Annotated in this window: 20 protein-coding genes; 11 read left to right on the top strand and 9 right to left on the bottom strand. The window is 67.8% G+C overall.

Annotated features, from left to right (window positions below; translation table 11 throughout):
• Window positions 1–186 (top strand): hypothetical protein (locus tag HQ308_RS22150; protein WP_222647946.1); only part of this gene is annotated, 186 nt, incomplete at its 5' end.
• A gap of 237 nt (window positions 187–423) precedes the next feature.
• On the opposite strand, the gene HQ308_RS22145 is transcribed toward HQ308_RS22150, so the two are convergent.
• The 3 genes from HQ308_RS22145 to HQ308_RS22135 all read right to left on the bottom strand — a co-directional run bounded on the left by HQ308_RS22145 (window position 424) and on the right by HQ308_RS22135 (window position 2,520).
• The gene (locus HQ308_RS22145) at window positions 424–783 is read right to left on the bottom strand and encodes a hypothetical protein (protein WP_222647945.1); all 360 of its coding nucleotides are present in this window, start codon (window positions 781–783) and stop codon (window positions 424–426) included.
• Window positions 784–868: 85 nt separating this feature from the next.
• Complete coding sequence (locus HQ308_RS22140) at window positions 869–1,381, bottom strand: low molecular weight phosphatase family protein (RefSeq protein WP_222647944.1); 513 nt, start codon at window positions 1,379–1,381, stop codon at window positions 869–871.
• Window positions 1,382–1,407: 26 nt separating this feature from the next.
• Window positions 1,408–2,520, bottom strand: coding sequence for a GGDEF domain-containing protein (locus HQ308_RS22135; protein ID WP_081821440.1), 1,113 nt, complete (start codon window positions 2,518–2,520; stop codon window positions 1,408–1,410).
• A gap of 112 nt (window positions 2,521–2,632) precedes the next feature.
• Here HQ308_RS22135 and HQ308_RS22130 point away from each other — a divergent pair, with 112 nt between their 5' ends.
• From HQ308_RS22130 to HQ308_RS22120, 3 genes are all read left to right on the top strand, one after another.
• Window positions 2,633–3,955: an NAD(P)/FAD-dependent oxidoreductase gene (locus HQ308_RS22130; RefSeq protein ID WP_222647943.1), complete on the top strand. Its 1,323-nt coding sequence runs from the start codon at window positions 2,633–2,635 to the stop codon at window positions 3,953–3,955.
• 137 nt (window positions 3,956–4,092) lie between these two features.
• The gene (locus HQ308_RS22125) at window positions 4,093–5,649 is read left to right on the top strand and encodes an Hsp70 family protein (protein ID WP_222647942.1); all 1,557 of its coding nucleotides are present in this window, start codon (window positions 4,093–4,095) and stop codon (window positions 5,647–5,649) included.
• 255 nt (window positions 5,650–5,904) lie between these two features.
• Window positions 5,905–7,377 carry a sugar transferase gene (locus tag HQ308_RS22120; protein ID WP_373425246.1) on the top strand — a complete coding sequence of 491 codons (1,473 nt, stop codon included), beginning with the start codon at window positions 5,905–5,907 and terminating at the stop codon, window positions 7,375–7,377.
• Window positions 7,378–7,396: 19 nt separating this feature from the next.
• On the opposite strand, the gene HQ308_RS22115 is transcribed toward HQ308_RS22120, so the two are convergent.
• Genes HQ308_RS22115 through HQ308_RS22090 form a run of 6 tightly spaced genes read right to left on the bottom strand, consistent with a single transcriptional unit; the run spans window position 7,397 to window position 12,888 of the window.
• On the bottom strand, window positions 7,397–7,972 hold the full coding sequence (locus HQ308_RS22115) for a YdcF family protein (RefSeq protein ID WP_307096218.1): 576 nt from the start codon (window positions 7,970–7,972) through the stop codon (window positions 7,397–7,399).
• Between the two features lie 9 nt (window positions 7,973–7,981).
• A complete protein-coding gene (locus tag HQ308_RS22110; RefSeq protein WP_222647941.1) occupies window positions 7,982–9,115 on the bottom strand; it encodes a glycosyltransferase in 1,134 nt (377 codons plus the stop codon).
• Window positions 9,112–9,657 carry a DapH/DapD/GlmU-related protein gene (locus tag HQ308_RS22105; protein WP_307096214.1) on the bottom strand — a complete coding sequence of 182 codons (546 nt, stop codon included), beginning with the start codon at window positions 9,655–9,657 and terminating at the stop codon, window positions 9,112–9,114. The genes HQ308_RS22110 and HQ308_RS22105 overlap by 4 nt, the downstream gene beginning before the upstream one ends.
• Window positions 9,654–10,637 (bottom strand): GDP-L-fucose synthase, encoded by a 984-nt coding sequence (locus HQ308_RS22100; protein WP_222647940.1) that lies wholly within the window; start codon window positions 10,635–10,637, stop codon window positions 9,654–9,656. Before HQ308_RS22100 ends, HQ308_RS22105 begins: the two co-directional genes overlap by 4 nt.
• A complete protein-coding gene (gene gmd, locus HQ308_RS22095) occupies window positions 10,634–11,680 on the bottom strand; it encodes a GDP-mannose 4,6-dehydratase (RefSeq protein WP_222633051.1) in 1,047 nt (348 codons plus the stop codon). Before gmd ends, HQ308_RS22100 begins: the two co-directional genes overlap by 4 nt.
• Complete coding sequence (locus HQ308_RS22090; protein ID WP_308115859.1) at window positions 11,677–12,888, bottom strand: glycosyltransferase family 4 protein; 1,212 nt, start codon at window positions 12,886–12,888, stop codon at window positions 11,677–11,679. The genes gmd and HQ308_RS22090 overlap by 4 nt, the downstream gene beginning before the upstream one ends.
• Window positions 12,889–13,275: 387 nt before the next feature.
• Here HQ308_RS22090 and HQ308_RS22085 point away from each other — a divergent pair, with 387 nt between their 5' ends.
• The 7 genes from HQ308_RS22085 (at window position 13,276) to HQ308_RS22055 (ending at window position 23,028) form a co-directional block, all read left to right on the top strand.
• Entirely contained in the window at window positions 13,276–14,565 is a 1,290-nt protein-coding gene (locus HQ308_RS22085; RefSeq protein ID WP_222647939.1) for a hypothetical protein, read from the top strand.
• Between the two features lie 122 nt (window positions 14,566–14,687).
• Window positions 14,688–15,968 carry a hypothetical protein gene (locus HQ308_RS22080; protein ID WP_222647938.1) on the top strand — a complete coding sequence of 427 codons (1,281 nt, stop codon included), beginning with the start codon at window positions 14,688–14,690 and terminating at the stop codon, window positions 15,966–15,968.
• Complete coding sequence (locus tag HQ308_RS22075) at window positions 15,965–17,392, top strand: oligosaccharide repeat unit polymerase (RefSeq protein WP_222633048.1); 1,428 nt, start codon at window positions 15,965–15,967, stop codon at window positions 17,390–17,392. The genes HQ308_RS22080 and HQ308_RS22075 overlap by 4 nt, the downstream gene beginning before the upstream one ends.
• Complete coding sequence (locus tag HQ308_RS22070; protein ID WP_222647937.1) at window positions 17,389–18,165, top strand: SGNH/GDSL hydrolase family protein; 777 nt, start codon at window positions 17,389–17,391, stop codon at window positions 18,163–18,165. The genes HQ308_RS22075 and HQ308_RS22070 overlap by 4 nt, the downstream gene beginning before the upstream one ends.
• The gene (locus tag HQ308_RS22065) at window positions 18,162–19,502 is read left to right on the top strand and encodes a polysaccharide biosynthesis tyrosine autokinase (protein WP_222633046.1); all 1,341 of its coding nucleotides are present in this window, start codon (window positions 18,162–18,164) and stop codon (window positions 19,500–19,502) included. Before HQ308_RS22070 ends, HQ308_RS22065 begins: the two co-directional genes overlap by 4 nt.
• Complete coding sequence (locus HQ308_RS22060; protein WP_222647936.1) at window positions 19,499–21,481, top strand: polysaccharide biosynthesis tyrosine autokinase; 1,983 nt, start codon at window positions 19,499–19,501, stop codon at window positions 21,479–21,481. The genes HQ308_RS22065 and HQ308_RS22060 overlap by 4 nt, the downstream gene beginning before the upstream one ends.
• Complete coding sequence (locus HQ308_RS22055; RefSeq protein WP_222647935.1) at window positions 21,478–23,028, top strand: glycoside hydrolase family 71 protein; 1,551 nt, start codon at window positions 21,478–21,480, stop codon at window positions 23,026–23,028. Before HQ308_RS22060 ends, HQ308_RS22055 begins: the two co-directional genes overlap by 4 nt.
• Window positions 23,029–23,120: the final 92 nt, after the last annotated feature.

Genomic DNA, 23,120 nt, shown 5'->3' with positions numbered 1-23,120 from the left:
CCGGCACCCGCCCCCGAGGCCTACCCCGCGCCTCGCTACGAGCCGACTCGGAGCCATGGCGGTCGAGCTGCCCGGCGTCAGGCCGAGAACGCGAACGGCAACGGCAATGGCAACGGGTACGAGGCCGAGCAGGTTCCGAGTCGGTCGACGATGCGTCCGCCGCCTCGCCGTCCGTATCAGTCCTGACAGAGGCGGGTGCTCGGACCCGCACCGTGTGAACGACGAAAGCCGCAGACCAGGGGTCTGCGGCTTTGTCATAGGCGACGGTGCCCGCCAGTGCGCCTCTCGGCAGGTGGCCGCTCGAAGCGGCTGAAGGTTGGTACCCGGGGCATTGGGATCGAACACCGTCGGTGAGAGTAACGGCGTCCGTGGCGGAAGTATTCCGGGTGTGCACCACGTTCGTGACCGGGGGACACGGCACCGTCAGTTGTCCCCGGACTCGGCGTCGTCCGCGTCGGTGGTGGTCGTCGTGGACGTGCGGGTGCGCCTCGTCGTGGTGGTCGGCTCGTCGGCGGTCGTGGCCGCGGTGGTGGTCGGCGGAGGTGTGGTGGTGGGCCGGGGTGTGGTGACGGGGGCGATCTGCCACGTCGGGGACGGCGGCACCTCGATGGTGGGCGCGTAGGTCAGGCTGCCCACGACGGCGACCGTGCCGTCGATGGGTGGGGGAGAGACCCGTCGGACGTCCGCGTCGAACACTCCGCCGGCGGCAGCGACGGTGAGCCCGCCGGCCAGGGCGGCCGCGGCGATGCCCATCACGACGGCGACGGCAGCTCTCTCACGCATGGTCTCCGCGCTCCGTTTCCGCCCGTGTCCTCGAGCCGAGTCATACCGTAGCTGGGGAGACGGCAGGTGGCAGTCCGAACTTCGATCAGCGAGCGCCCCAGATCTCGAACAGCGGACCGAGCGCCTCCGAGATGGCGTCGCCCACCCGCTCGTACACGTCGGTCGACTGACCGATCGGATCCATGATGTCGAGCTGCGTCACCGGGTTCGCCGCTCGCTCGGAGACCCACGCGGACGCGTCGATCACACCGGTGCGCCGCGCGAACTCCGCGGCCTCGAGCAACGTGAACGTGCGGCGGAGGTTGCGCGGCGCCACCGTCAGCACCTCGTCACGGTGCCGCGACGTCATCGTGAGCACCAGATCGGCCCCGGACGCGATGGTCGGGGTGAGCCGGCGGGCCACGAACCCGGTGGGATCGCCGCCCAGGGACTCCAGAACGCGGGCCGCCTCGGCCTGCACACCGTGCCCGATCACGGCACGAGTGCCGGCGCTGTCGGTGGTCACGTCCAGGTTCAGGTCACGGGCGAACGCGGCGGTCAACCGTTCCGCGGTGGGGGAGCGGCAGATGTTGCCCGTGCAGACGTAGAGGACATGCATGAGCGGAGTGTAGGTCCGCGCCGGTGTCAGGTGCGCGCGTTGTCCGTCGTGGTGTACGCCTGGTCGTCGAACCGCAGGCTGTCCCCTCCCGCGCGCTTCGCCTCGTACATCAGACGGTCGGCGCGGCGGATCAGCAGTTCGACGTCGTCGGCGTCGCGGGTCCACCGGCTGCCGGGGATCCACGCGACTCCGGCACTCGCCGTGACCGGTACCTCGTCGGCGTCGCATCGGACGGCGGCGTGGACGTCGTCGAGACGGTTCCGCATCTCCGCCCACGGCACGATCCCGACGACGCAGAACTCCTCGCCGCCGAGACGGGCGACGTACGCCCAGGTGGTCGTACTGGTCTGCAACCGTTCGGAGACCCGTCGCAACACCTCGTCGCCGCCCTCGTGGCCCACGCGGTCGTTGACCGACTTGAATCTGTCGAGGTCGATCACCATCATCGCCACCACTTCGTCGTGACGTGCCGCCGCCAGCAATGGCGCGTGCACCACCGCGCTCAGCCCCCGACGGTTCAGCGCCCCGGTCAGTGGATCGGTGCCCGACTGGTACGCGTCGTCCCGCAGGTTCGACAGCGGGATCTGCGAGAGCAGCGGTGCAAGAAGGAACAGTGCCAGCTGCACGACCAGCAGGACGGACAGGTACGCCACGTCGCTGTCGCCCTCCGCGGCGGCCGAGCCGAAGAAGTAGAGCGACACGGCCACCGTCAGCGCGATGTGCGCCACGAGCGTGCGGATCGAGTGGAAGTAGCCGCAGTAGATGCCGAGCAGGGCGAACACCACGGACACGGTGAACGAGGCCTGCACGTCGGCCAACATCGACAGCCCCACCACCAGCGCGACGTCGTCGCCGAACAGGAAGACGAGGGATTGTCGACGAGTCGGCCACGTCCCGCGGAGCCACAGCAGCGCCGACACGGCGCCCGTGACAAGGCAGGCGATGAACACGGCGCGGGCGGCAGGTGAGGGAGGCGCTCCGCTGGTGAAGAGCAGCAGGGACCCTGCGAGCACCACCATGAGCACCACTGCGGCCATCATGCGGCGGTAGGGCCGCTGCAGTCCGCGCTGCGCCATGTAGCCGGGCATCGCGGAGTAGTCGAAGGGTCGACTCCACCACTCGCCCACAACACGGAACATCGACTGGCAACTCTCGGCTGGGAAGAATGGTGAAAGGTAAACCTACTCACAGGTTCGTGACGACGCCCCGCTTCGTTACAGCACCGCGGCCTCGCGTGGCAGGATTTCGAGCATGGCTGATGAACTCTCACGACAGCGCCCGAGTGTCGTCGTCGTCGGCGGCGGATTCGGCGGGCTGTACGCCGCCCGGCGACTGCGCCACATCGACGGCGACGTCACCGTGATCGACCGCGGCACCTCGCACGTCTTCCAACCGCTGCTCTACCAATGCGCCACCGGCCTGCTGTCCGAGGGATCCATCACCTCGCCGCTGCGGCACCTCCTGCGTCGACAGAAGAACACCCACGTCGCGCTCGGAGAGGCGTCGGGCATCGATCTCGAGAAGCGCCGGCTCACCGCGTCGCGTATCGACGGGTCGACGTTCGAGCTGCCCTTCGACTACCTCGTGTTCGCCGCCGGCATGCGGCAGAGCTATCACGGCAACGAGGAGTTCGCGAAGTACGCGCCCGGCATGAAGACCGTCGACGACGCGCTCGCGATCCGCCGCAAGCTCATCAGCGCGTTCGAGATGGCCGAGTCGCTGCCCACTCCCGAGGAGCGTCGGCCGTGGCTCACGTTCGCGGTGTCCGGCGGCGGCCCCACCGGCGTGGAGATCGCCGGTCAGATCCGTGAGCTCGCCGTCGGTGCCCTCGAGCACGAGTTCCGCTCGATCGACCCGAGCGAGGCGCGGGTGCTGCTGTTCCACGGCGGTGACCGCGTCCTCGAGTCGTTCGACGCCACGCTGTCGGCAAAGGCTCAGAAGACCCTCGACCACATCGGGGTGGAGACCCACCTCGGGGTCCACGTGACCGACGTGACGGCCGACCACATCGAGGTCACCCGCAAGTCGGACAAGCAGAAGACGACCTACGACACCCACACGGTGCTGTGGACCGCGGGCGTCGAGGCGGTGCCCTTCGCCGGGACCCTGGCGTCGGCACTGGGCGTCACGCAGGCGCGTGGCGGACGCATTCCGGTGGAGACGGACCTCTCGGTCGCGGGGCACCCCACCGTGTACGTCGTGGGCGACGTGGCCGCGCTGAACGATCTGCCCGGCGTCGCGGAGGTCGCCATGCAGGGCGGCCGCCACGCGGGCGCGATGATCGCCAAGACCATCGAGAACGGGACGCGCGCGTCGTCGCCGTTCAAGTACCACGATCTCGGTAGCGCGGCCTACATCGCGCGTCGGCACGCCCTGCTGCAGGCGGGCCCCATCCAGCTCTCGGGCTTCGCCGGGTGGGCCGCGTGGGGCGCGATCCACATCGCGTTCCTCTCGGGTCGACGCAACCGTGCCGGCACCTTGATCAACTGGGCCGCGACCCTCGCCTCGGGAACCAGACGCGAGCGAGCGGTCACGTTCGGCGATCCGGAGACCGCCCGCATGCCCTACGCGTGACCGGCCTCCGGACAAAGTGGACGCCTACCCCGTTTGTCAGGTCATAACAGCCGATGTGACGGCGATGGCGCGGCCTGGTTACACTCTGTGATCGCACGCGCTCGTCGTGCGGTACATCGGTCCGGACAAGGCGGCTCATGACAGTACTGGGAGTGTCGGTGGGCACCAGTGCCGTGCGCTTGGCCAGGCCCGTTCAGGGGCTGCGCGCGGGCGTCGAGGCCGCCTTCCGTCACCGCGCCATCGACACCACCTTCGACCAGGCCGAGCAGCTCGCGGCCGAGTCCATCGGCGTCATCCTCGCCGACCCCGCCGACCCCGAGTCGATCTCCGCCACCGGCGTCGCCTACCGCGACGACGCGCAGGCCGGCGCCGTCGCCCGGGCCATGGCCCGCCAGCACATCGTCAACTACCGCCTCGTCCCCGAAGTGCATGCCGCCGTGCAGTTCCTGCGGTCCACGGGCGACCTCGACGGGCTCCACGTCGTCGGGTTGTACGACCTGGGCAGCTCGGGTCTCAGCGTCACCGTCGTCGACCTCGACAACGGGCAGGTGCTCGCCTCCGAGCGCAGCTTCGCCGTCAGCGGCAACATGTTCGACGCCACCATCCGCGACAACCAGATCGGCCGCCAGCAGAGCGGCCTGGACGACGTGGACGGACGCGAGTTCGAGCTCCGGTGCCGCGTGGCCAAGGAACAGCTCTCCTCGAGCGGCGCCGTGTGCCTGCCGGGTATCGGCGGGCTCATCCTGCTGTCCCGCGAGGCGTTCGAGTCGATGGTCGCCGTCCCCATCGAGCAGTCCGCGCGGCTCACCCGCGATGTCATCACGCGCGCCGGCCGCCCCGTCGAGGCTCTCGTCATGATCGGCGGCGGATCCTGCATCCCCCTGGTCCGGGCGACGCTCGCGGGCTGGGTCGGTCTCCCCACCATCACGCCCGCGGAGCCCGAGCTGGTCGCCGCGAAGGGTGCGGCACTGTCCGCGACTCCCGTGGACGGCCAGTCGAACTCCGGTCCCGTCCCGATGGCCGCCCCTCGTCCCGTTGCTCCCGCTCCGACCGTCGCGGCACCGCTGGTGTCCGCTCCCGTGGTCGCCGGGCCGGTCGAGCCGCGCACGCCGGACGCACCGGCGCCGGAGAAGGCGCTCAGCGCACCGTCCGCGGAGACCATGGCGTACAGCGACGTGGAGAGCCGTGAGCACTCCGCGCGCGACATCGACCATGCGGCTCGAGACTCGGAGCATCGCCCCGACGTGGCGGATCCGCGTGCGGCGGAGACTCCCTCGTGGCTCTCCGGGTCCGGTTCCGCAGCGCCGGAACAGCGTTCGTCACGCCCACGGCTGCCGCTCATCGCGGCCGTCGGTCTCGCGGTGATCGCTGCCGTCGGGCTCGCGCTCGGGTACGGCGCGACGCCGTCGCAGTCCACCGCCGACGTCACGCCGGCCGATCAGGCGGGAACGTCGAGTTCGGACGCACCGTCCACGACGACGGCGACCACCACACGGACCACCACCACGGTGCCGCCGACCACCACCACCGTTCCCCCGGTCGCTCCGGCTCCCGTGGAGGCGCCCGTTCCGGCCGCCGAGGTTCCGGACGTGGCGCCTGCTCCCGCGCCTGCTCCGCCGACCATCCCGGGTCTCCCCGGTGTGCAGCTGCCGCCCGGCATCCAGATCCCACCGGGTCTGATTCCCGGGTTCTGACTCCGAGTCACACCTCTCGGTCGGTTTCTCTGGCGCCTGAAAACAAACCGAAAGTATCTTGCGTGATATGATCTTCGGTATCCGGTCTTCTTCCGACCGGTGGCTGCGCTGCGGGGCGCGTCGGCGGCGGAACTCGAGCCAGAGGCGGTGTCGTGCGTGACCAGCGTTGACGAACGAAGCAGTGTCAGAGGTGTGTCGATCCCTCGTCCTGCCGTGTCGAGAACGACCGACGAGCCGAACTACTCTCGCGTCACCGTGCCTTTCCCTCGGGTCGCACCGTCGTCACGTGCCCACTGGCAAGCCGTCTATCGGCGCCGTGTGGCCCTGACCGATCTGGCGGTCATCGTCCTCTCCGTCGCGCTCGCACACGTGGTGCGGTTCGGGGAGAACTCGTCGCTCATGGCCGCGTCCGTCGACATCGACTACGTCACGGTGTCACTGCTTCTGGTGGTCGGTTGGTCCGCCTTCCTGGTGATCTTCGGAGCCAGGTCGACGCAGATCATCGGGACCGGGGCAGAGGAGTATCGACGCATCCTCTCGGCGACCATGCGACTCTTCGGCGTCGTCGCGATCCTGTCTCTGCTGTTCCGCATCGACTTCGCGCGCGGCTACCTGGCCATCGCCCTTCCCTTCGGCGCCGTCGGCCTGCTGATCGGTCGGCACGTCTGGCGGGGGTGGGCACGACGACACAAGGCGTCGGGACTGTTCACGACCTCGGTGCTCGTGGTCGGTTCGCACCGCGCCGCCACATCCATGGCGGCGTCCTTCGAGCGGGACGAGTCGAGTGGCTGCCGGGTCGTGGGTGCCTGTGTGCCCGGGCACGGTGTGGCCACGTCCAGCAATGGAGCCGGGTCCCTCGACGTCGACGGTCACCGCATTCCGGTACTCGGTGACGAGCACGCCGTCATCGCTGCCATGCATTCCACCGGCGCCGACGTCATCGCGGTCACCGCGACCGAGCATCTGGGTGCCGAAGGAATGAAGCGCCTGCTCTGGGAACTCGACCCGTTCGGCGTCGATCTGGTCGTGGCGCCCGGCGTCGCCGACATCGCAGGTCCGCGGCTCACCCTCCAGCCGGTCGCCGACCTTCCACTCCTCCATGTTCAGAAGCCGCGCTATCAGGGAGCCACCCGCTTCACCAAGACCGCCTTCGACATGTGTTTCTCGGCTCTCGCGCTCCTGCTCGTGTCGCCCGTTCTGCTCGCCATCGCGCTCGCCGTGAAGATCGACACTCGCGGCCCCATCTTCTACAAGTCGGAGCGAATGGGACTGGACGGCAACCCCTTCCAGATGATCAAGTTCCGCACCATGGTGGTGGACGCCGACAAGCATCTGGCCACCCTGCTCGCGCGCAACGAGAGCGAGGGGGGAGTGCTGTTCAAGATGAAGCACGACCCGCGAGTGACGCGTGTCGGCCGAGTTCTACGCCGCTACAGCCTCGACGAGTTGCCGCAGTTCGTGAACGTGCTCCGTCGCGAGATGAGCGTCGTCGGTCCGCGTCCGCCGTTGCGCCGTGAGGTGGAGACGTACGACGGAAACGTGCGTCGGCGTCTGCTGGTGCGCCCCGGTGTGACCGGCCTGTGGCAGGTGAGTGGTCGATCCGACCTCACGTGGGAAGAATCTGTGCGCCTGGATCTCTCGTACGTGGAGAACTGGTCCATGACACAGGACATGCTGATCATCGTGAAGACCGTGCGTGCGGTGTTCGGCAGCGAAGGCGCGTACTGACTCCGTGTGCGAAGGGCTGTCAGCAGTCCTCGAACACCGCGCGTGCGAATCCCGCTGTCTGATAGACGTACTGCCACGTCCACGCCCACCAGGGGAGCTCGGTCGGGCTCGCGAGCACGGTCAGGTCACCGTCCCAGCACTTGTCGAGGATGTACCGACTGCGCGACACGTGGGGCCGGAACGTCACGACCAGAACATGTTTCCAATTCTGCTCCTCCGCGAGCCGGCGGATCTCTCGTCCCTCACCGCGGGTGGTCGACGGGTCCGGAACGAAACAGGTGACCGTGAAGTCGTAGGTGCCGTTGCACAGATCGCTCATGTAGTCGGGATCGCCGTAGGAACCGACACCTCGTGCGGTGTACGGATCCGAGAACACCACCTGCGGCGCATAGCCGTCCTCTGCCAACTCGAGGCCGAATTCCTCACGTCCGTCGTGGGCGCCTCCGAGAACGACGATGGCGTCCGCGGCAGTGGGCTGATCGACGCGCGGGCTCACGTAAGGCTCCCAGCCGACGGCGGTGGCCACGGCGACGGCGCCGACAACGGTGAGCGCCACCCGACGGCGACGGCGCCGGGGCGACTTCCTCTGCAGCACCCGGTCAGTCTACGGCGAGGGTGCGGGTGCGCCGTCGCGTGAGTACGCGGCGTCGAGCGTCTGAGCGACGGAGGCCATGCCGGAGGTCTCCCGGACCGTCCGGAAGGCGTTCTCGCCCGCTGTGCGGAGCGTCGGGGGGTCCGCAAGCAGCGCGGACATCGCCGCGGTGAGCTCGGAAACAGTGCCGTTCGTCACTGCGCCGCACGCGTTCTCGGCGATCAGGGGGGCGAGACCACAGGTGTCGGTGACGATCACGGGTACGCCGACGGACATGGCCTCGAGAACCGACATCGGGTAGGGCTCGTCCACGGACGGCAACACGTAGAGGTCGGCCGTGCGCATGGTCTCCAGCGTCTCGTGTGGTGGCAGCGGACCGCGCCACTCGACGGAAGCGCTCACGCCGGCGTCGGTGATGCGCGCGGCGACCGCATCGCCTTCACCCTCATCTGGTCCGACCAGGGTGAAGCGAGCGGTGTGGCCCTCAGCCAGGACGGCGACTGCCGCGTTCACGAAATCGACGGGGCGTTTACGAGCCTGAAGTCGAGCGAGGAAGAGCACATGCGGCGGGGCCTCACCGGATTCCCGTCGACGTTCCGCGGCGGGAACACCATTGGCGAGACGGATGAAGTCGAGGTCGGTGTTCGCCACCGCCTCGACGTCGCGCTTCTCGTGATCCGTCAGGTGAAACACCCCGGAGGCGCGGCGCAGTACCGGACGCGTGAGCAGAGCATCGATCGGCCGCGCCAACATCTTGTCGGTCGGGTCGATCATGCCGTGAGTCTGTGTGAACAGCCGCTGCGATCGGCCGACAGCGATGCGCGCGATCGGCAGCGTGACGAGGTCCCGCGCCAGGTGCACATGGACCACGTCGTAGTCTCGGCCGTGGCGCAGGAACCACGTCACCATGGCTGGGGACGACAGGCCCGCGAAGCCCGCGCCCGGCAGTACCGCACGGACCGGAAAGAGGCGGACCGGCACGCCGTCCTGCTCGGTGGGTGCCACGTCGAAGCCGCGGGTGCCGGCGGCGATGGTGACGTCGTGGCCTAGTGCCCTGAGCTCGCGTGCCTGGTTGACCGCCACTCGCACCGGCCCGCCGTAGGCGCCGTCCGGTGAGATCAGTGTGACGACGTGAAGAATCCTCACGGTCGCATCACCGCGTTCGGTGCCAGGACGACAGCGTCCGCTGCGACGTCCGCGGTGACCAGAGCCGTGGCCCCGACGACGGCGTCGGATCCGATGGTGACTCCGCGTAACACCGTGGCTCGCGCGGCGATCCACGCCCCGTCGCCGATCTCGATCGGCGCGTTGTCGAACTCGAAGGTAGGAGACCGGCGGTCGTGACTACCGGTACACAGCAACACGCCCTGCGAGATGCAGACGTCGGAACCCACCGTGACGGGCTCGAGGTTCAGGATCCAGACGTCCTCGCCGATCCATGAATCGCGCCCCACCGTCAGCTTCCACGGCCAGTGAATGCGAACGCGGTGCCGGATCAACACTCCGTCGGCGATGGTGGCACCGAACGCCCGGAGAACGCGGACCCGGACCGAACCGGGGCACCACCATCGCGTCAGTACCGTCCCGGACACGGCCAGCCAGAGAATCTGCTTCAGCGGTCCTGCGCCCTTGTCGTAGCCTCGGCCGGTGAAGCCGGCCAACGATCGACGCAGAGGTGCCGCACTCACGACCGCACGGCGTCGGCACGGCCCGCGGTGCGGTACCAGTCGACGACGCCGGCGATTCCGTCGGCGAGTCCAACGGACGGCGCCCACCCCGACTCCGTGAGAGTCGTGACGTCCAGCAGCTTGCGCGGTGTGCCGTCCGGCTTCGAAGTGTCCCAGTTCACGTCACCGTTGTACCCGACCGCGGCCGCTACCAGGTCCGAGATCTCGGCGATGGTGTGATCGACGCCCGTGCCGACGTTCACCTGCTGCGGTCCGTCGAAGTGCTCGAGCAGGTGGAGACAGGCCGATGCCATGTCGTCCACGTGCAGGAACTCGCGACGCGGCCTCCCGCTGCCCCAGTTCGTGACCTGTTCGGCCCCCGCGGCGACTGCCTCCTCGAAACGACGCACCAGTGCGGGCATGACGTGCGATCCGGAACGCGAAAAGTTGTCTCCCGGGCCGTAGAGGTTGGTCGGCATGGCGGAGATCCACGGCAACCCGTACTGCTTGCGCACCGACTGCACCTGAAGGATGCCCGCGATCTTGGCGATGGCGTACGCATCGTTGGTCGGTTCCAGCGTGCCGGTGAGCAGATATTCTTCGCGAATCGGCTGTGGCGCCGATCGCGGGTAGATGCACGAGGAACCGAGAAACAGAACCCGTTCGACGTCGTGGGCCAGCGCTGCGTCGAGGACGTTGACCTGGATGCGCAGGTTCTCGGAGAGGAAGTCCACCGGGAACGTGTCGTTGGCGAGGATGCCGCCGACTTTCGCGGCAGCGAGAACGACTGTGCGAGGACGAGTCGCGGAGAAGAACTCGAACACCTGGTCGCGCTCACGAAGATCGAGCTCGGACGACGTCCGTCCGATCAGCGACGTGAAACCCTCACCTTCGAAACGGCGCCAGAGAGCCGATCCGACCAGACCGCGGTGGCCGGCGATGTAGAGCGGTTCGTCGCGATCGAGCGGACCGGGCACGACACTGCTCGGTCCGGTGGTCACGACCTGTTCCAGTCCGGGAGGGACGGGCGATCGATCCACGGCTTGCCCTCGTGCGTGAGTGCTGCGACATCCGCATCGACCATGATGCGGGCCAGTTCGGGGGTGTGCACCGTGGCCTTCCAGCCCAGGTCGCGTTCCGCCTTGCTCGCGTCACCGATGAGGGCGTCGACCTCGGAGGGTCGAAGGTAGCGCTCGTCGAACCTGACGTGCTGCTCCCAGTCGAGACCGACCTGCTCGAACGCGGCGACGAGGAAGTCACGGACCGAGAAGTTACCGCCGGTCGCCAGGACGTAGTCGTCAGGAGTGTCGGCCTGCAGCATGCGCCACATTCCCTCGACGTACTCGGGTGCGTAACCCCAGTCACGGATGGCGTCGAGGTTGCCGAGGTAGAGCTCGTTCTCCATGCCGGCGGCGATGCGAGCTGCTGCGCGGGTGATCTTGCGCGTCACGAAAGTTTCCCCGCGGCGGGGTGACTCGTGATTGAACAGAATGCCGTTGACAGCGAACATCCCGTAGGCCTCGCGATAGTTCCGCGTGACCCAGTAGGAGTAGACCTTCGCGGCACCGTAGGGCGAGCGCGGATGGAACGGCGTGGTCTCGTCCTGCGGAGGCGGTGTGGCACCGAACATCTCGGAGCTCGATGCCTGGTAGAAGCGGCAGTCCAGGCCTGCCAGACGCACTGCCTCGAGCAGTCTGATGGAGCCGATACCCGTGGTGTCACCGGTGTGTTCGGGCTCGTCGAAGCTCACGCGCACGTGGGACTGCGCACCCAGGTTGTAGACCTCGTCGGGACGGATCTGCATGAGCAACGTCACGAGGCGGGCACCGTCGCTGAGGTCGCCGTAGTGCAGGAACATCTTCGCGTCCGGGTTGTGCGGGTCGGCGTAGATGTGATCGATGCGAGAGGTGTTGAAGGAGGACGAGCGACGCACGACTCCGTGCACCTCGTATCCCTTGGCGAGCAGGAGCTCGGCCAGGTAGGAGCCGTCCTGTCCGGTGATGCCCGTGATGAGGGCGCGCTTTCCGGTTCCGATCTTCGTCATGAGCTGATAACACTTTCGGTGCGGGCCGGGGAGCGGCGTGCGGCTGCGAGCCGACGAAGCCACCCCTCGTAGCGGTCGATGGCGTAGTCCTCGGAGAGCACGCGGGTGCAGTACCTGCGCCCGGCGTCTCCGAACCGGCGGGACGACACGTCGTCCGAGCCGATCGCGAGAGCGGTGTCGAGAAGCTCTCGGGGGTCCCCCGACCCGATGTGAACTCCGGCCCCCGACGCACGGATCTCGTGCGCCGTCGTGCTCGTGGGGTCGGTCGCGGCGAGAACAGGATTGCCGCTGGTGAAATAGGACGTCAGTTTGCTGGGAACGGCCATCTCGGCCACGCCCGGCTTCTCGTTGACGAGGAGCACGTCGGCGGCGGCGAGTGCGGACCGGAACTCGAGGTCCGGGAGCGGCCGAACGAACTGGAGACGTGAGACGCCGACGGCGGCGGCCTCGAGCTGGGGGCGCTGATTGCCGTCACCCATGAGGACGAATCGAACACGTCGGCTCTCCGCGTCCGCCAACCGCGCGGCCTCGACGACGTTCTCGAGTCCTTGCTTCGCGCCCATGTTGCCGGAGTGCAGGACGATGGTCTCGTCCTCGGCCCACCCGAACGACCGGCGTACGGCCTCCTTGTCGATGGTGCCCATCGGCTGGATGTGAGTCCAGTTGCGAATCACCTCGACCTTGGCCGGATCGACCTGCAGGTTGCTGGTGACGTGGTCGCGGAAACGGTCGTGGATCACTGACACGCCGTCCGCGGCACGGAGGATCTCGGACTCGAAGCGGGCGGCGGCGCGTGCTCCGCGGCCGTCCATCGCGCCGGTCTCGACGACGCCGAGGCTGTACAGATCCTGGACCCACACACCGACAGCGGGCCGACGCGGCGAGAGGCGCGCACGGGTGATCGCCATGGCGGTCGAGATGAGAGTGGGACTGACACAGAGCAGTACGTCGGGGCTGTTCCAGCCGCTTCGCACGGAGCGGGCTCCGAAGCTCGCCTCCATCTTGACGCGGCCCTTGGGGGTGGGCGGATCCGGAACGAGGTGGCGTCGACGGTGCACGTCGACGCCGTTGATCTGCTCGTCGGACGAGGACTGGTCGTACCCGTCCGCGATCCGCCACGCGGGATAGTGGGGCATGCCGGTGACGACATCGATCCGGTGTCCGCGCGATGCGAGGCCCTCCGCGAGCGCGGTGGTGTAAGGCGCGATTCCCGTCGTCTCGGGCGCGTAGTTGATACCCAGAATCGTGACGCGCAGGGGCTGGGCCTCGAAGGCCTCGGCGCCGTCTCGCGGCTCGGTACGGATGTCGGGGAGTGCTGTCCACTCCCGCTGCGGCGAACTGATACTGCACCTCCGGGTCTAGGTTGCTTGCGAAACCGTCCCCGAGTCGGTTTCGAGCCATTGAACCAGATTATCGGTTTCAGGACAACTGTGAAACCGCCGTACTCAGTTGTTAAAGTGTTTCCATCAGACCCGTCGGTTCGGGAACGCGGGCGTAACACAGCCCGCTGCCTGATATGTGGTCCGTCACGTGAAGGACAGGGGAATCGTCATGACATCTCGGAGTGGGGCGCACGGCACGCCTCGGTGTGCGCGATGACCGCCGATCCGTGGGCCGGCAAATTCTGCTGCCAGGTCGAGACGCTGTACGGAGACGTCGACCTCGGTGCCGTGACGAGTGTCGGCAGGGCGTGGGCGGAGGCGTGTTTCGCTCCCGGCCACCAGCCGGCGGTGCGATGGATGGTCGCCACCGGTGACTTCGACGTTCTGCCCCTGACGGATGCCGTCCACGACGCGCTCGACGCCGGTGAGCTGACGCTGACCCGGGACGGCTTCCGCGAGAGCGCGATCGCTGACTTCGTGAGGCGGGGCGACCGTCCGGACGCCGACGGAGCCTTCGATCACGCGGAAGTGCACGTGGTGATCGGCGCCCGGCACGTCCGCGTCGTCTACAGCCACCTCTTCGGAGACGAGACGGTCTTCTTTCCGAAGGTGCGACGGCTGTCTCTCGCGATCGGTGGTCGAACGCTCCCCATTCCACCGCCTCTCACGGACGAACGTGCGCTCACCGGTCTCCGCCTCCTCGGCGCCGCGGCTCAGGTCGCTGCGTCACGCCCGCGAGCAGTGGCCACGGCGGCGCGAACCATCGTGCGAGGGCGGTCGACCGACGCGGTGATGTCCCCGAGTTCCGTGACGCGACCGGCAGATCCGAACGCGGTCTTCGCGATCTGCGTGACGATCGAGACGGTGTCGGCGCCCAAGATCCCGTCGGTTCTGCTGTACTGCTCGATCCTCCGAGACCTCGCACTTCCGGCGGGCGTCATGAACCACGTCATCGCGGATCTGCGCTCCTACTCGCCCGCCCTGTCCGGTACGGGCGGCAACGCGGTGAGTCATGTGCCGTTCGTCGCGGACTGGTCCCGTGACGACCCGAGCGGCTGCGCGGCCTCGATCGCCGCTCGGTTGCGTGTGGCGGAACCGGTGGTGCGTGCGGCAGCCTCGAGGCTGTTCGGACTCGGCGCGCGGATGACGACGTCGCGGCCGTCCGTGTCGAGCGCCACCTTGGCCACCTCGATGTCCTACTACCGCGTGCCCGCGGGCCAGTCCGTCGTCCGGTCCGACGGGGATGCCGTCCACGTCACGGGGTTGCAGACGCCGGATCTGGGTGTGCTCGCGTTCAACGCGCGGGACTTCGGCGGAACCGCGGATCTGACAGTGTCGCATCGCGGTGGACTCGTCGATCGAGATCGCGTGCTCGCAGCCCTGGTCGTCAACGCTGCTCGAGTGGGGTGTCGGGTCACGTGGTCCTGGTCCTTCGACCGGCGCGACCACGCGTCGTCGAGTTCGCCGATCACGGCTGTGCCGACCGAGGGCAGTTATGCATAGCCATAAACAATCCTGTAGTCTTCTTTCGAGGCAGTGATCAGGTTGCCGGTACGCATCGTCGGGGTGTAGGCGGGTCATCAGTCGGTGATTCGTCGTCCAACACGTCGAGGGGCGGTGTCAACATGGCTGGGCTCAAGTTTCGGGTGATCGCCAGCGCAGGGGACCAGGTCCTCTCCAGCGTCAGCAACGCTGTGATTCTCTTCGCGATGGCCGGTCCGTCCTCGGTCCAGGCATTCGGTGCCGCGGTCCTCGTCTTCTCGATCGTCACTGCTGCCATCGGACTCGTCCGAGGTGCCCTGGGCACACCGTTGTTGCTCATGAGTGGCGAGTCGCGTGAGGACATTCTGCGCGAAGGGTCTCGCGGTCTCGGTTCGGCGCTCCTGTTCGGTGTGGTGGTCGGTGTCGTCGCCCTCGTGGTGTCCATCGCCCTCGACGAGCCCCAGGTCGGAATCGCCTACGCGACAGCCGTTCCACTCGTGCTCGCCCAGGATGTCCTGCGGTTCGTCTCCATGGCCCTGGGGGAACCGGAATCGGCGTTCGTCAGCGACGCGATCTGGGCAGTGGGTGCTGGTGCAGTACTCGTCACGACGTGGATCTCGCCGACCGCTCTGGTCATCCCCGAGATGATCTGGTTCTGGTCCATCGCAGGTGGACTCGCCCTTCTGCAGCTCGCCTGGCGCACAGGTATTCGCCCGACGTTTCGTGGCCTCCGGACGTGGTGGGTCGAATTCTGGCAGCATAGAACGCGTTTCGCGTTCGAGAGCGGTGTGGATCAGATCGCCGCGATCCTCATCGTGTCGGTCTCCACCATCTTCATCGGCACCGTCGCCGCCGCATCACTGCGCGGCGCGGTCACCGTCCTCGGGCCGTTCGCTGTCCTCATCAGTTCGTTGCCTCTCATCGTCATTCCCGAGGCCGTGCGGGCAGGGCACAGCGCCAAGCAGATCTGGCGCACTCTGAGCTACGCCGCGTGGATCACGTCCGCCCTCGCCGCCACCATCGGATTCCTGGCACCGTTCGTCCCCTCGTTCCTGGGTCGCCTGTTGCTGGGTGATTCGTGGGCCGAGGCGACACAGGTGCTGCCGTTCCTCGGGTTGGAATACGCCGCGATCTGCTGGATCGCCGGCGTCTACAACTTCTATCGGTCGCGTGGAGCGTCCGCCGAACTCCTGAAGTACCGCATCGTGCAGAGCCTGCTCGGCATCGTCATCTGCACGGGCGCAGCGGCGATCTTCCGCACTGCCGCCGGCGTGGCGATCGGGCTCGCTCTGTCGGCCACCGTGATGGCCGTGTGTCTGGTCGTCGAGGTGTACCGCAAGCAACTTCGACAGGTCGCCGCAGAGCGTCGCCCCGTGCCTGCGACCGCACTGGCCGCCCGCGGTTACGCGGAGTCGCGGTCATGACCGCCCCGTCCACGCGCCGACTGCGCCCCGCCGTCGCCACGATGTCGAGCGGCCGGCTCGGTGCTCCGCTCCTGGCGTGCTGGGTGGCGGCGTCCATGGTCGTTCTGGTGCCCGTCGTCGTCATCGGCTTCACGCCCACTCCGCATCGCCCGGTGTGGATGGGCGCCCTCGCCGTGACCACGATCGCCGGAGTCCGCTACGCCTGGATCATCGGTGAGGGCCGTCGCCGCCTCATCGAGATGTCCTTCTGGATGTTCACCTACGTCTTCCTGGGGCTGGCCCCTCTTGCGCAGTTGCGACTGGAGCAGAACCCGCCCACCACGCCGCGTCTCGATCCGTCCCTGGACATCAAGGCCATGGTCATCGTCGTCACCGGCCTGGTCTTCTTCTGCGTCGGTCTCGTGGTCGCGCGACTGGTGTGGCCCAAGCTCCCGCCCATCGTGACCGGGGAGCGCGGAGCCGGACGTATCGACCCGCTTCGTGCGGTGGCCCTGGCGGTCGTCGCGCTCGCTCTCAACGCGTACTACATCAGCCGGATCGGCCTCGGCACCTTGTTCACGAGCCGCACCGCCGTGACCGAGCAGGCGGAAGGATCGCTCGGACAGTCGACCACCGCGGTCATCATCGCCGCGGGCGCCATGATGTCGCTGCTGGTCGCGTTCATCGCCGTGGTCAAGTACTACGACACGATGACGGTGAAGGAACGGGCGTTCCTCCCGATCATCATCCTGCTGGGCGCGACTCTGTGCGTCACTCTCAATCCCATCTCCAACGCGCGCTACCTGTTCGGCACCGGGGCGCTCGCGGTCGCAGCGCTGTTCGGACTGTTCGCCACCCGCGCCCGGTTCCGCGTCGTCGCGATCCTGGCAGTGGCCGCGCTCGTGCTCGTCTTCCCCCTGGCCGATGCCTTCCGCTACAGTTCGTCCGCCCAGTTCAAGACATCGAATCCGTTGGAGTCGTTGACGTCTCCGGATTACGATGCTTTCGCGCAGATCAACAACACGGTGCTGTACGTCCAGAACAACGGCGACACCGGAGGCGACCAGGCCCTGGGCGTGCTCTTCTTCTGGGTGCCGCGGTCCGTCTGGGCCGACAAGGCACCCGACACGGGCGTGCTCCTGGCGCAGAGTCGGAACTACCCCGTGGACAATCTGTCGGCGCCACTCTGGGCCGAGTTGTACATCAACGGAGGGTTCCCGATTCTCGTGATCGGGATGCTGCTGTTCGGCCTCGTCGCGGGACTGCAGGATCGCCGTATCGAGATCTCGCTACGTACGGCACGCGCACCGACGGTGCTGGCCTGCATTCTGCCGTTCTACGCCATCATTCTCCTCAGAGGCTCACTGCTGCAGGCGATGTCATACCTTCTCGTCATCATCGCGTGTGCCCTGTTCGTCACCGGAACCGGAAGGAACAAGGCATGACGCGGTCGGCCCTTCGGCGCGGCGACGTCCGAGCCGTCGTACTTCTCGCCATCGTCACCGTGGCCGCGGCGGGCGTGCTCTTCGCACGTGGCCCCGCTGAACCGTCCGGGACCGAATCGAGTGCGACGTCGACGTCGACGTCGGCCTCCCTCGTGCCTAGCCGAGCGACGACCGCGCTCTGGGTGGGCGACAGCTACACCGCGGGTGTGGGCGGGATCGACAACGCGTCCTACGCCCGCATCGTCTGCCTGCGCATGGGCTGGGCCTGCAACGTGGACGCCGAGGGCAGCACCGGGTTCCTCGACGACGGCGCCGCCGAGTACCAGGGCGTCACCAGCCGGCTTCCGGCCCGACTCGACTTCGACAAGGCCACCTTCGACGCGGATGCGATCATCGTCGACGCCGGACGAAACGATCTCGAGGTGCCGTTCGACGTCCTCATCGGGGCGATCGACGACTACGTCTCGGATCTTCGCGAAGGCTGGCCGGACGCGAGGATCGTGATCATCGTGCCCACATTCATGTCCCCCGAGAAGTACGACAACTACGACGACCTCGTCGCCGGCATCGACGCGATCGCGGCGAAGGTCGGCGGGCAGGTCCTCGATCCTGTCGCGCGTGGGTGGTACGCGAACGTCGACATTCCCTCGATGCAGATCGAGGACAGGGTGCATCCCAACGCGGTCGGCAACGCGTATCTCGCGGGCGTGCTCGAGCGCGATCTCCGCGAACTCGGACTCGGCGACCTCACCGCACCGGAAGGACCCCAGTGAACATCGCTTCGTTCTCCGCCACCGTCGGTAAGCGCTGGACGACCGTCGTCGCCGGAGTGCTTCTCGGGCTCCTGGTCGCCGTCGGAATCCTCCTGACGTCCGACACCGTCTACCGCTCCACGTCGCAGCTCTTCCTCGGTACGCCCGGGTGGGGCGGTCCGACGACCCTGGGCAATTCGGATTCGAGTCCCTACCAGGGTGACGAGTTCACCCGGCAACGTGCGCAGACCTACGTGCGTCTGATCGAGGACATGAACTTCTCTCAGCGCGTGTCGGAACGACTCGGAGGTTCGGTGTCGCCGTCGGCGGTCGCCGCGCATCTCGATGTACGGGTGGTCCCCGACACCGTTCTGCTCGACGTCACCGCCGGTGACGCGTCACCCGACACCGCGCGGGACATGGCCGTCGCAGCCGCGGAGCAACTCACGGAGGACATCGAGACTCTCGAGACCCCAGCCGGCCTCCGCGTGGCCACCGTGCAGCCCGTGGCCGTGGGCAGCGCGACGGTGCCGACGGAACCGTCGTCTCCCCACACGGCACTCACGCTCGTCGCCGGTGTCACGGTGGGTCTGCTCCTGGGTCTGTCGGCGATGGTCGTGCGCGAGCGGTCACGGCGAACCGTGGACGACGCCGAGACGATCGTCGCCGCGACCGGTCGCCCCGTTCTCGCCACCATTCCCCACGTCACCGACGAGGCGGCGTTCGACGAGTTCCGGTACGACCTCGACTACCTGGCGCGGCGTGCGCCGTCCGGTGTCCTGGTGGTCTCCGGACCGGGATCCGGAGTCGGACGTACCGCCACCGTCGCGGGACTGGGCGCCGCGTACAGACGAGCAGGACGATCGGCGGTGATTGTCGACGCCGATTTCCGCAGTACGGGACCGGAAGCCGCGAGCGGCGGTGTGAGCGGAGTGGTGTTGGGAGAGCTCTCTCTCGCACGTGCACTCACCTCCGTCGACGGTGTCGCGCATCTCGTGAGCGGGGTGCACCCGGCCGAACCTGCACGACTTCTCGAGAACCGACGCTTCGCGGAACTGCTGGACGACCTCCGCTCGCGCTACGACGTCGTTCTCGTCGACTCGCCCGACGCCGGCCGCTTCGACGATGCCCGCACCGTCGCTCGCCTCGCGGACACGACGGTGTTGACGGCCGCCGCCGGTAGGACGTCCATCGACGATCTGGTGCGCTCGGTCGCAGACATGCGAGCGGTCGGCGTGGATGTCGCCGGCACTGTTCTCACTCATTCCCGAGGTACCCGAGCACGATTCGGCTACCTCGCTCCGCACGACGACCAGGACGCGCCGACCGCGGTGCAGACAGGAACGGTGACCCGATGAGCACACTCATCAAGAAGCTTCGCGTGAATACGCTCGTCTGGGCTGTGCCGCTGGGTGCAGTCGTCGGCGCGATACTCGCGCTGATGCTCACCGCCACCATGCCGAAGTCCTACACGGCGAGCACGGTGCTCTTCATCGGTTCACCCGCCGCGGGCGATTCGGCCGGTGCCTATCAGGGTGACCTGTTCTCCCAGCAGCGCGCAGGAACGTACGCGCAGTTGTTCACGGGCGACGACCTCGCCGTCAAGGTGAACGACGACCTCTCGCTCGGTCTGACGCCGAGCGAGCTGGCGTCCAAGGTCACCGCGGCCGCAGTCGAGAAGACCGTGCTCCTGCAGGTGGACGTGGTGGACGGCAGTCCCACGCGAGCCGCCGACATCGCCAACGCCTACGCGTCGAACTTCGCGCAGTTCGTCGGCCAGTTGGAGAACCCGACCGGCGGCGGCCAGCCCAGCTCGTTGGTCACCGTCATCACGGCAGCCGAGGCCCCTGCTGCCCCGACGAGTCCGAGCAGCACGACGAATCTCGCTGCAGGCGTCGTGGCGGGCGGTGCCCTCGCCGGCGCTGTCGTGTGGCTGCGCCGCCGCCTCGACAAGCGAGTGAGGTCTGTCGACGCGCTGTCCGAGGCCGCGGGCGCACCGGTCCTGGGACGATTGCCTGCCGACTCGGCCCGCGGCTCGACGCTCATCAGCCTGCCCGAGAACTCGACGGACGGGTACACCGAGAGTGCGCGCAAGCTGCGGACGACCGTGCAGTTCGTCGACGCGGACAAGCAGAAGGAGTCGCTCGTCGTCACCGGTGTCGGTGATTCCGCGGCGTCGCGTGAGGTGGCGGCGACACTGGCGCTTCTGCTCACCGAGACGGGGAGGACGGTGGTACTCGTCGATGCAGATCTGCGCGAGGCGTCACTGCACCGGTACGTCGGAGCACCGGATGCTGCCGTCGGTCTGACCGATGTGCTCGCGGGTGCGATCATGGTCGAGGACGCGGTGACCACCGTTGCCGGTGGACGCCTGTCCTTCCTCGCTGCCGGTTCGGCGTCGTCCACTCCCGGCGAGGACATCGCCGCGAATCTGATGCGCACCGTTCTCGCCGAACTCGCACGCACTTACGACCACGTCGTCGTCGCTGCCGCTGCCGCCGATGCCTATGCCGATGCTGCGGTGCTGTCGCACGACGTGGACGGAACTGTGGTGGTCGTCCGGGAGGGTGCATCGACCGCCGCGCAGGTCTCCACTGCCGCGCGCGCCCTGCGGTCGACGGGTGGCACCCTGTACGGGACGGTGCTGGTCGCGAACCCGGGTTCGTCCGCGACGACCGTGTCGAACGCGCCGACACGAGTCGCCCCTTCTCACACCTCGATTCCGGAACAGTCGCCGGTCGCTGTGAGCCGTACCCGGCGAACGGAGGTCGACCACCACACCCCGGCCGATCGTGTGTTCGGCCGTGACGACGTCGTCCGTGACGACGTCCGCCGTTCGGCCGACGGGGTGGCGCGGGAGCGCCGCGACGACGATCGCTGGGTCTCCGATCACGACCGCTTCTCGGCGAATCGCGAGGTCGAGGACGCGATCACCGATCCGTTCCCGGCTGTCACCGCCGAGGAGGCCGGTGCTGTGCCGTCCGCGATGGAGTGGGCGCCGGCGGCCCCGGTGCGGCGCCACGTCCCGTCTCGCCCGTTCCCCCGCGCAGCGCTCCCGGCGGCGTCCGAGGCACCCGCGCCCAGGTCCGCAGATGTCGTCGACAAGGACGTCGTCAGCACGTCGGGCGAACAGGATGTCGATGTCTCCGCGTCGTCGAGCGACGAGGCGCCGTCGGACACCCTCGGCGACGGACCGGACGACAACCGTGACGAGAACGGCAGCGAGGACGAGACCACGACCACTCGGCAGATCACGCGTCGTGGAGCACCTCGATCCCGCGCAGCGAACGGTCAGCCGGTCGCCGCTTCCGGGCGGGCACGCGGTAGATCGCGGTGACACTCGGCTCCCTCGTGTCCGGACGGCGTCGTCCGGTCGGACGGCGTCTTCTCGTCGTCGCCCTGATCGTCCTGTCCGCGTCGTCGTCGGCATGCTCGACGGCGATCTCGGTCGACGGCCCGGCCGGGCTCGACGGCGCGACCGTGGTCGGTGCGCCGGACGCGACACCGGATCAGACCCTGCCGTTCGACGTCCCCGCCGAGCGCGATTCCCCCAAGAAGGTCTTCGCTCACTACTTTCCGCCGTACCCGATCTCGTTGGACAATGTCGACCCCGCCGAGGACTACTACGCGACGCACTATCTCGATCCGGCCGGTGAGGACGGGAAGTATGCGGACGTCGGCGGTTTCCTCCGGGACCGACCATTGCCGCGAGCACCCCGTCCCGAGGCCGACTGGGTGAATCAGGATCTCCAGGACGAAGTGCGACAGGCCGTCTCGGCGGGAATAGACGGCTTCTCGGTCGATGTACTCGCGCCGATGCAGACCGGGTCGTTCTCGGTGGCCTCTCGACCCGCTGCATTGCTCGCGGCGGCGAACGCGGTCGACCCGGCGTTCTCGATCATGCTGATGCCCGACATGTCGGGGGTGCTGGCCGACCTCTCTCCTGTGGAGCTGGCGGACGAGATGGCGGCGCTCGCGCTGTATCCGTCGGCCTTCCGAGTCGACGGTTCCATCGTGATCAGTCCGTTCCGGGCGGAGGCGAAGTCGCCGCAGTGGTGGGAAGACTTCGGCGCGGCGATGGCGACCCGACACGGTCAGAAGGTCGCACTCGTTCCGGTGTTCGTGGACTCGAGCACCGATCTCGCCGCGTATTCGTCAGTCTCGTACGGATTGTCGTCGTGGGGTGCCAGAAACCCTGCCTTCAATCCGTCCGACGACGCCGGCCCGCAGTCTCCCTTGGGTCAGGCCGCGGAAGCGCACAGACTGGGCAAACTGTGGATGGCACCCGTGTCCGTGCAGGACGTTCGGCCGAGCCAATCGATCTTCGACGAAGCGTCCAACACCGAGAACCTCCGCGCGACCTGGCAGAACGCGATGGCCGGTGACGCCGAGTGGGTGCAACTGGTGACCTGGAACGATTACAGCGAAGGCACGTCGTTCGCGCCGAGCGTGCGGCACGGGTGGTCCTTCCTCGACATCTCCGAGTACTGGCTGTGGTGGTTCAAGTCGGGTGATCCGCCTGCGATCGTGCGCGACACCGTCTATCTCACCCATCGCACGCAGCTGGTCGGCGCACCGACTCGATCGGCCGAGGCGGCACCGATGGTCCTGCGTTCCGGTGGTACGCCGGCGTCGGACGAGGTGGAAGCTCTCGTGTTCGCGACATCCGAAGCCTCGGTGACCATCCGAACATCCGCGGCGGAGACGACCTGTACGGTCCCCGCGGGCGTGGGGGTCTGCACAGCGGCCCTCGCTCCGGGCGACGTGTCCGTCACCGTCGACCGCGACGGAAATGACGTCGCTCGTGTGGATTCGCCGTTCGTCGTCGAATCTTCGCCCGACGTGCAGTCCCTTGACTACGTCGCGGTATCCAGTCGGCGCTAGTTTCCGCATGGCCGTCTCGTGCAGGCGGTGAAAAAAAGAACTGACGCCTTTTTCGAATTTGTGCGTGTCATTAATGCGCAGCGCTCCTGCGC

Origin of the sequence: Rhodococcus sp. BP-241 (genome assembly GCF_019836145.1) — a bacterium.
Classification (GTDB): Bacteria; Actinomycetota; Actinomycetes; order Mycobacteriales; family Mycobacteriaceae; genus Rhodococcoides.
This window is presented reverse-complemented; position numbering and strand designations above follow the sequence as displayed.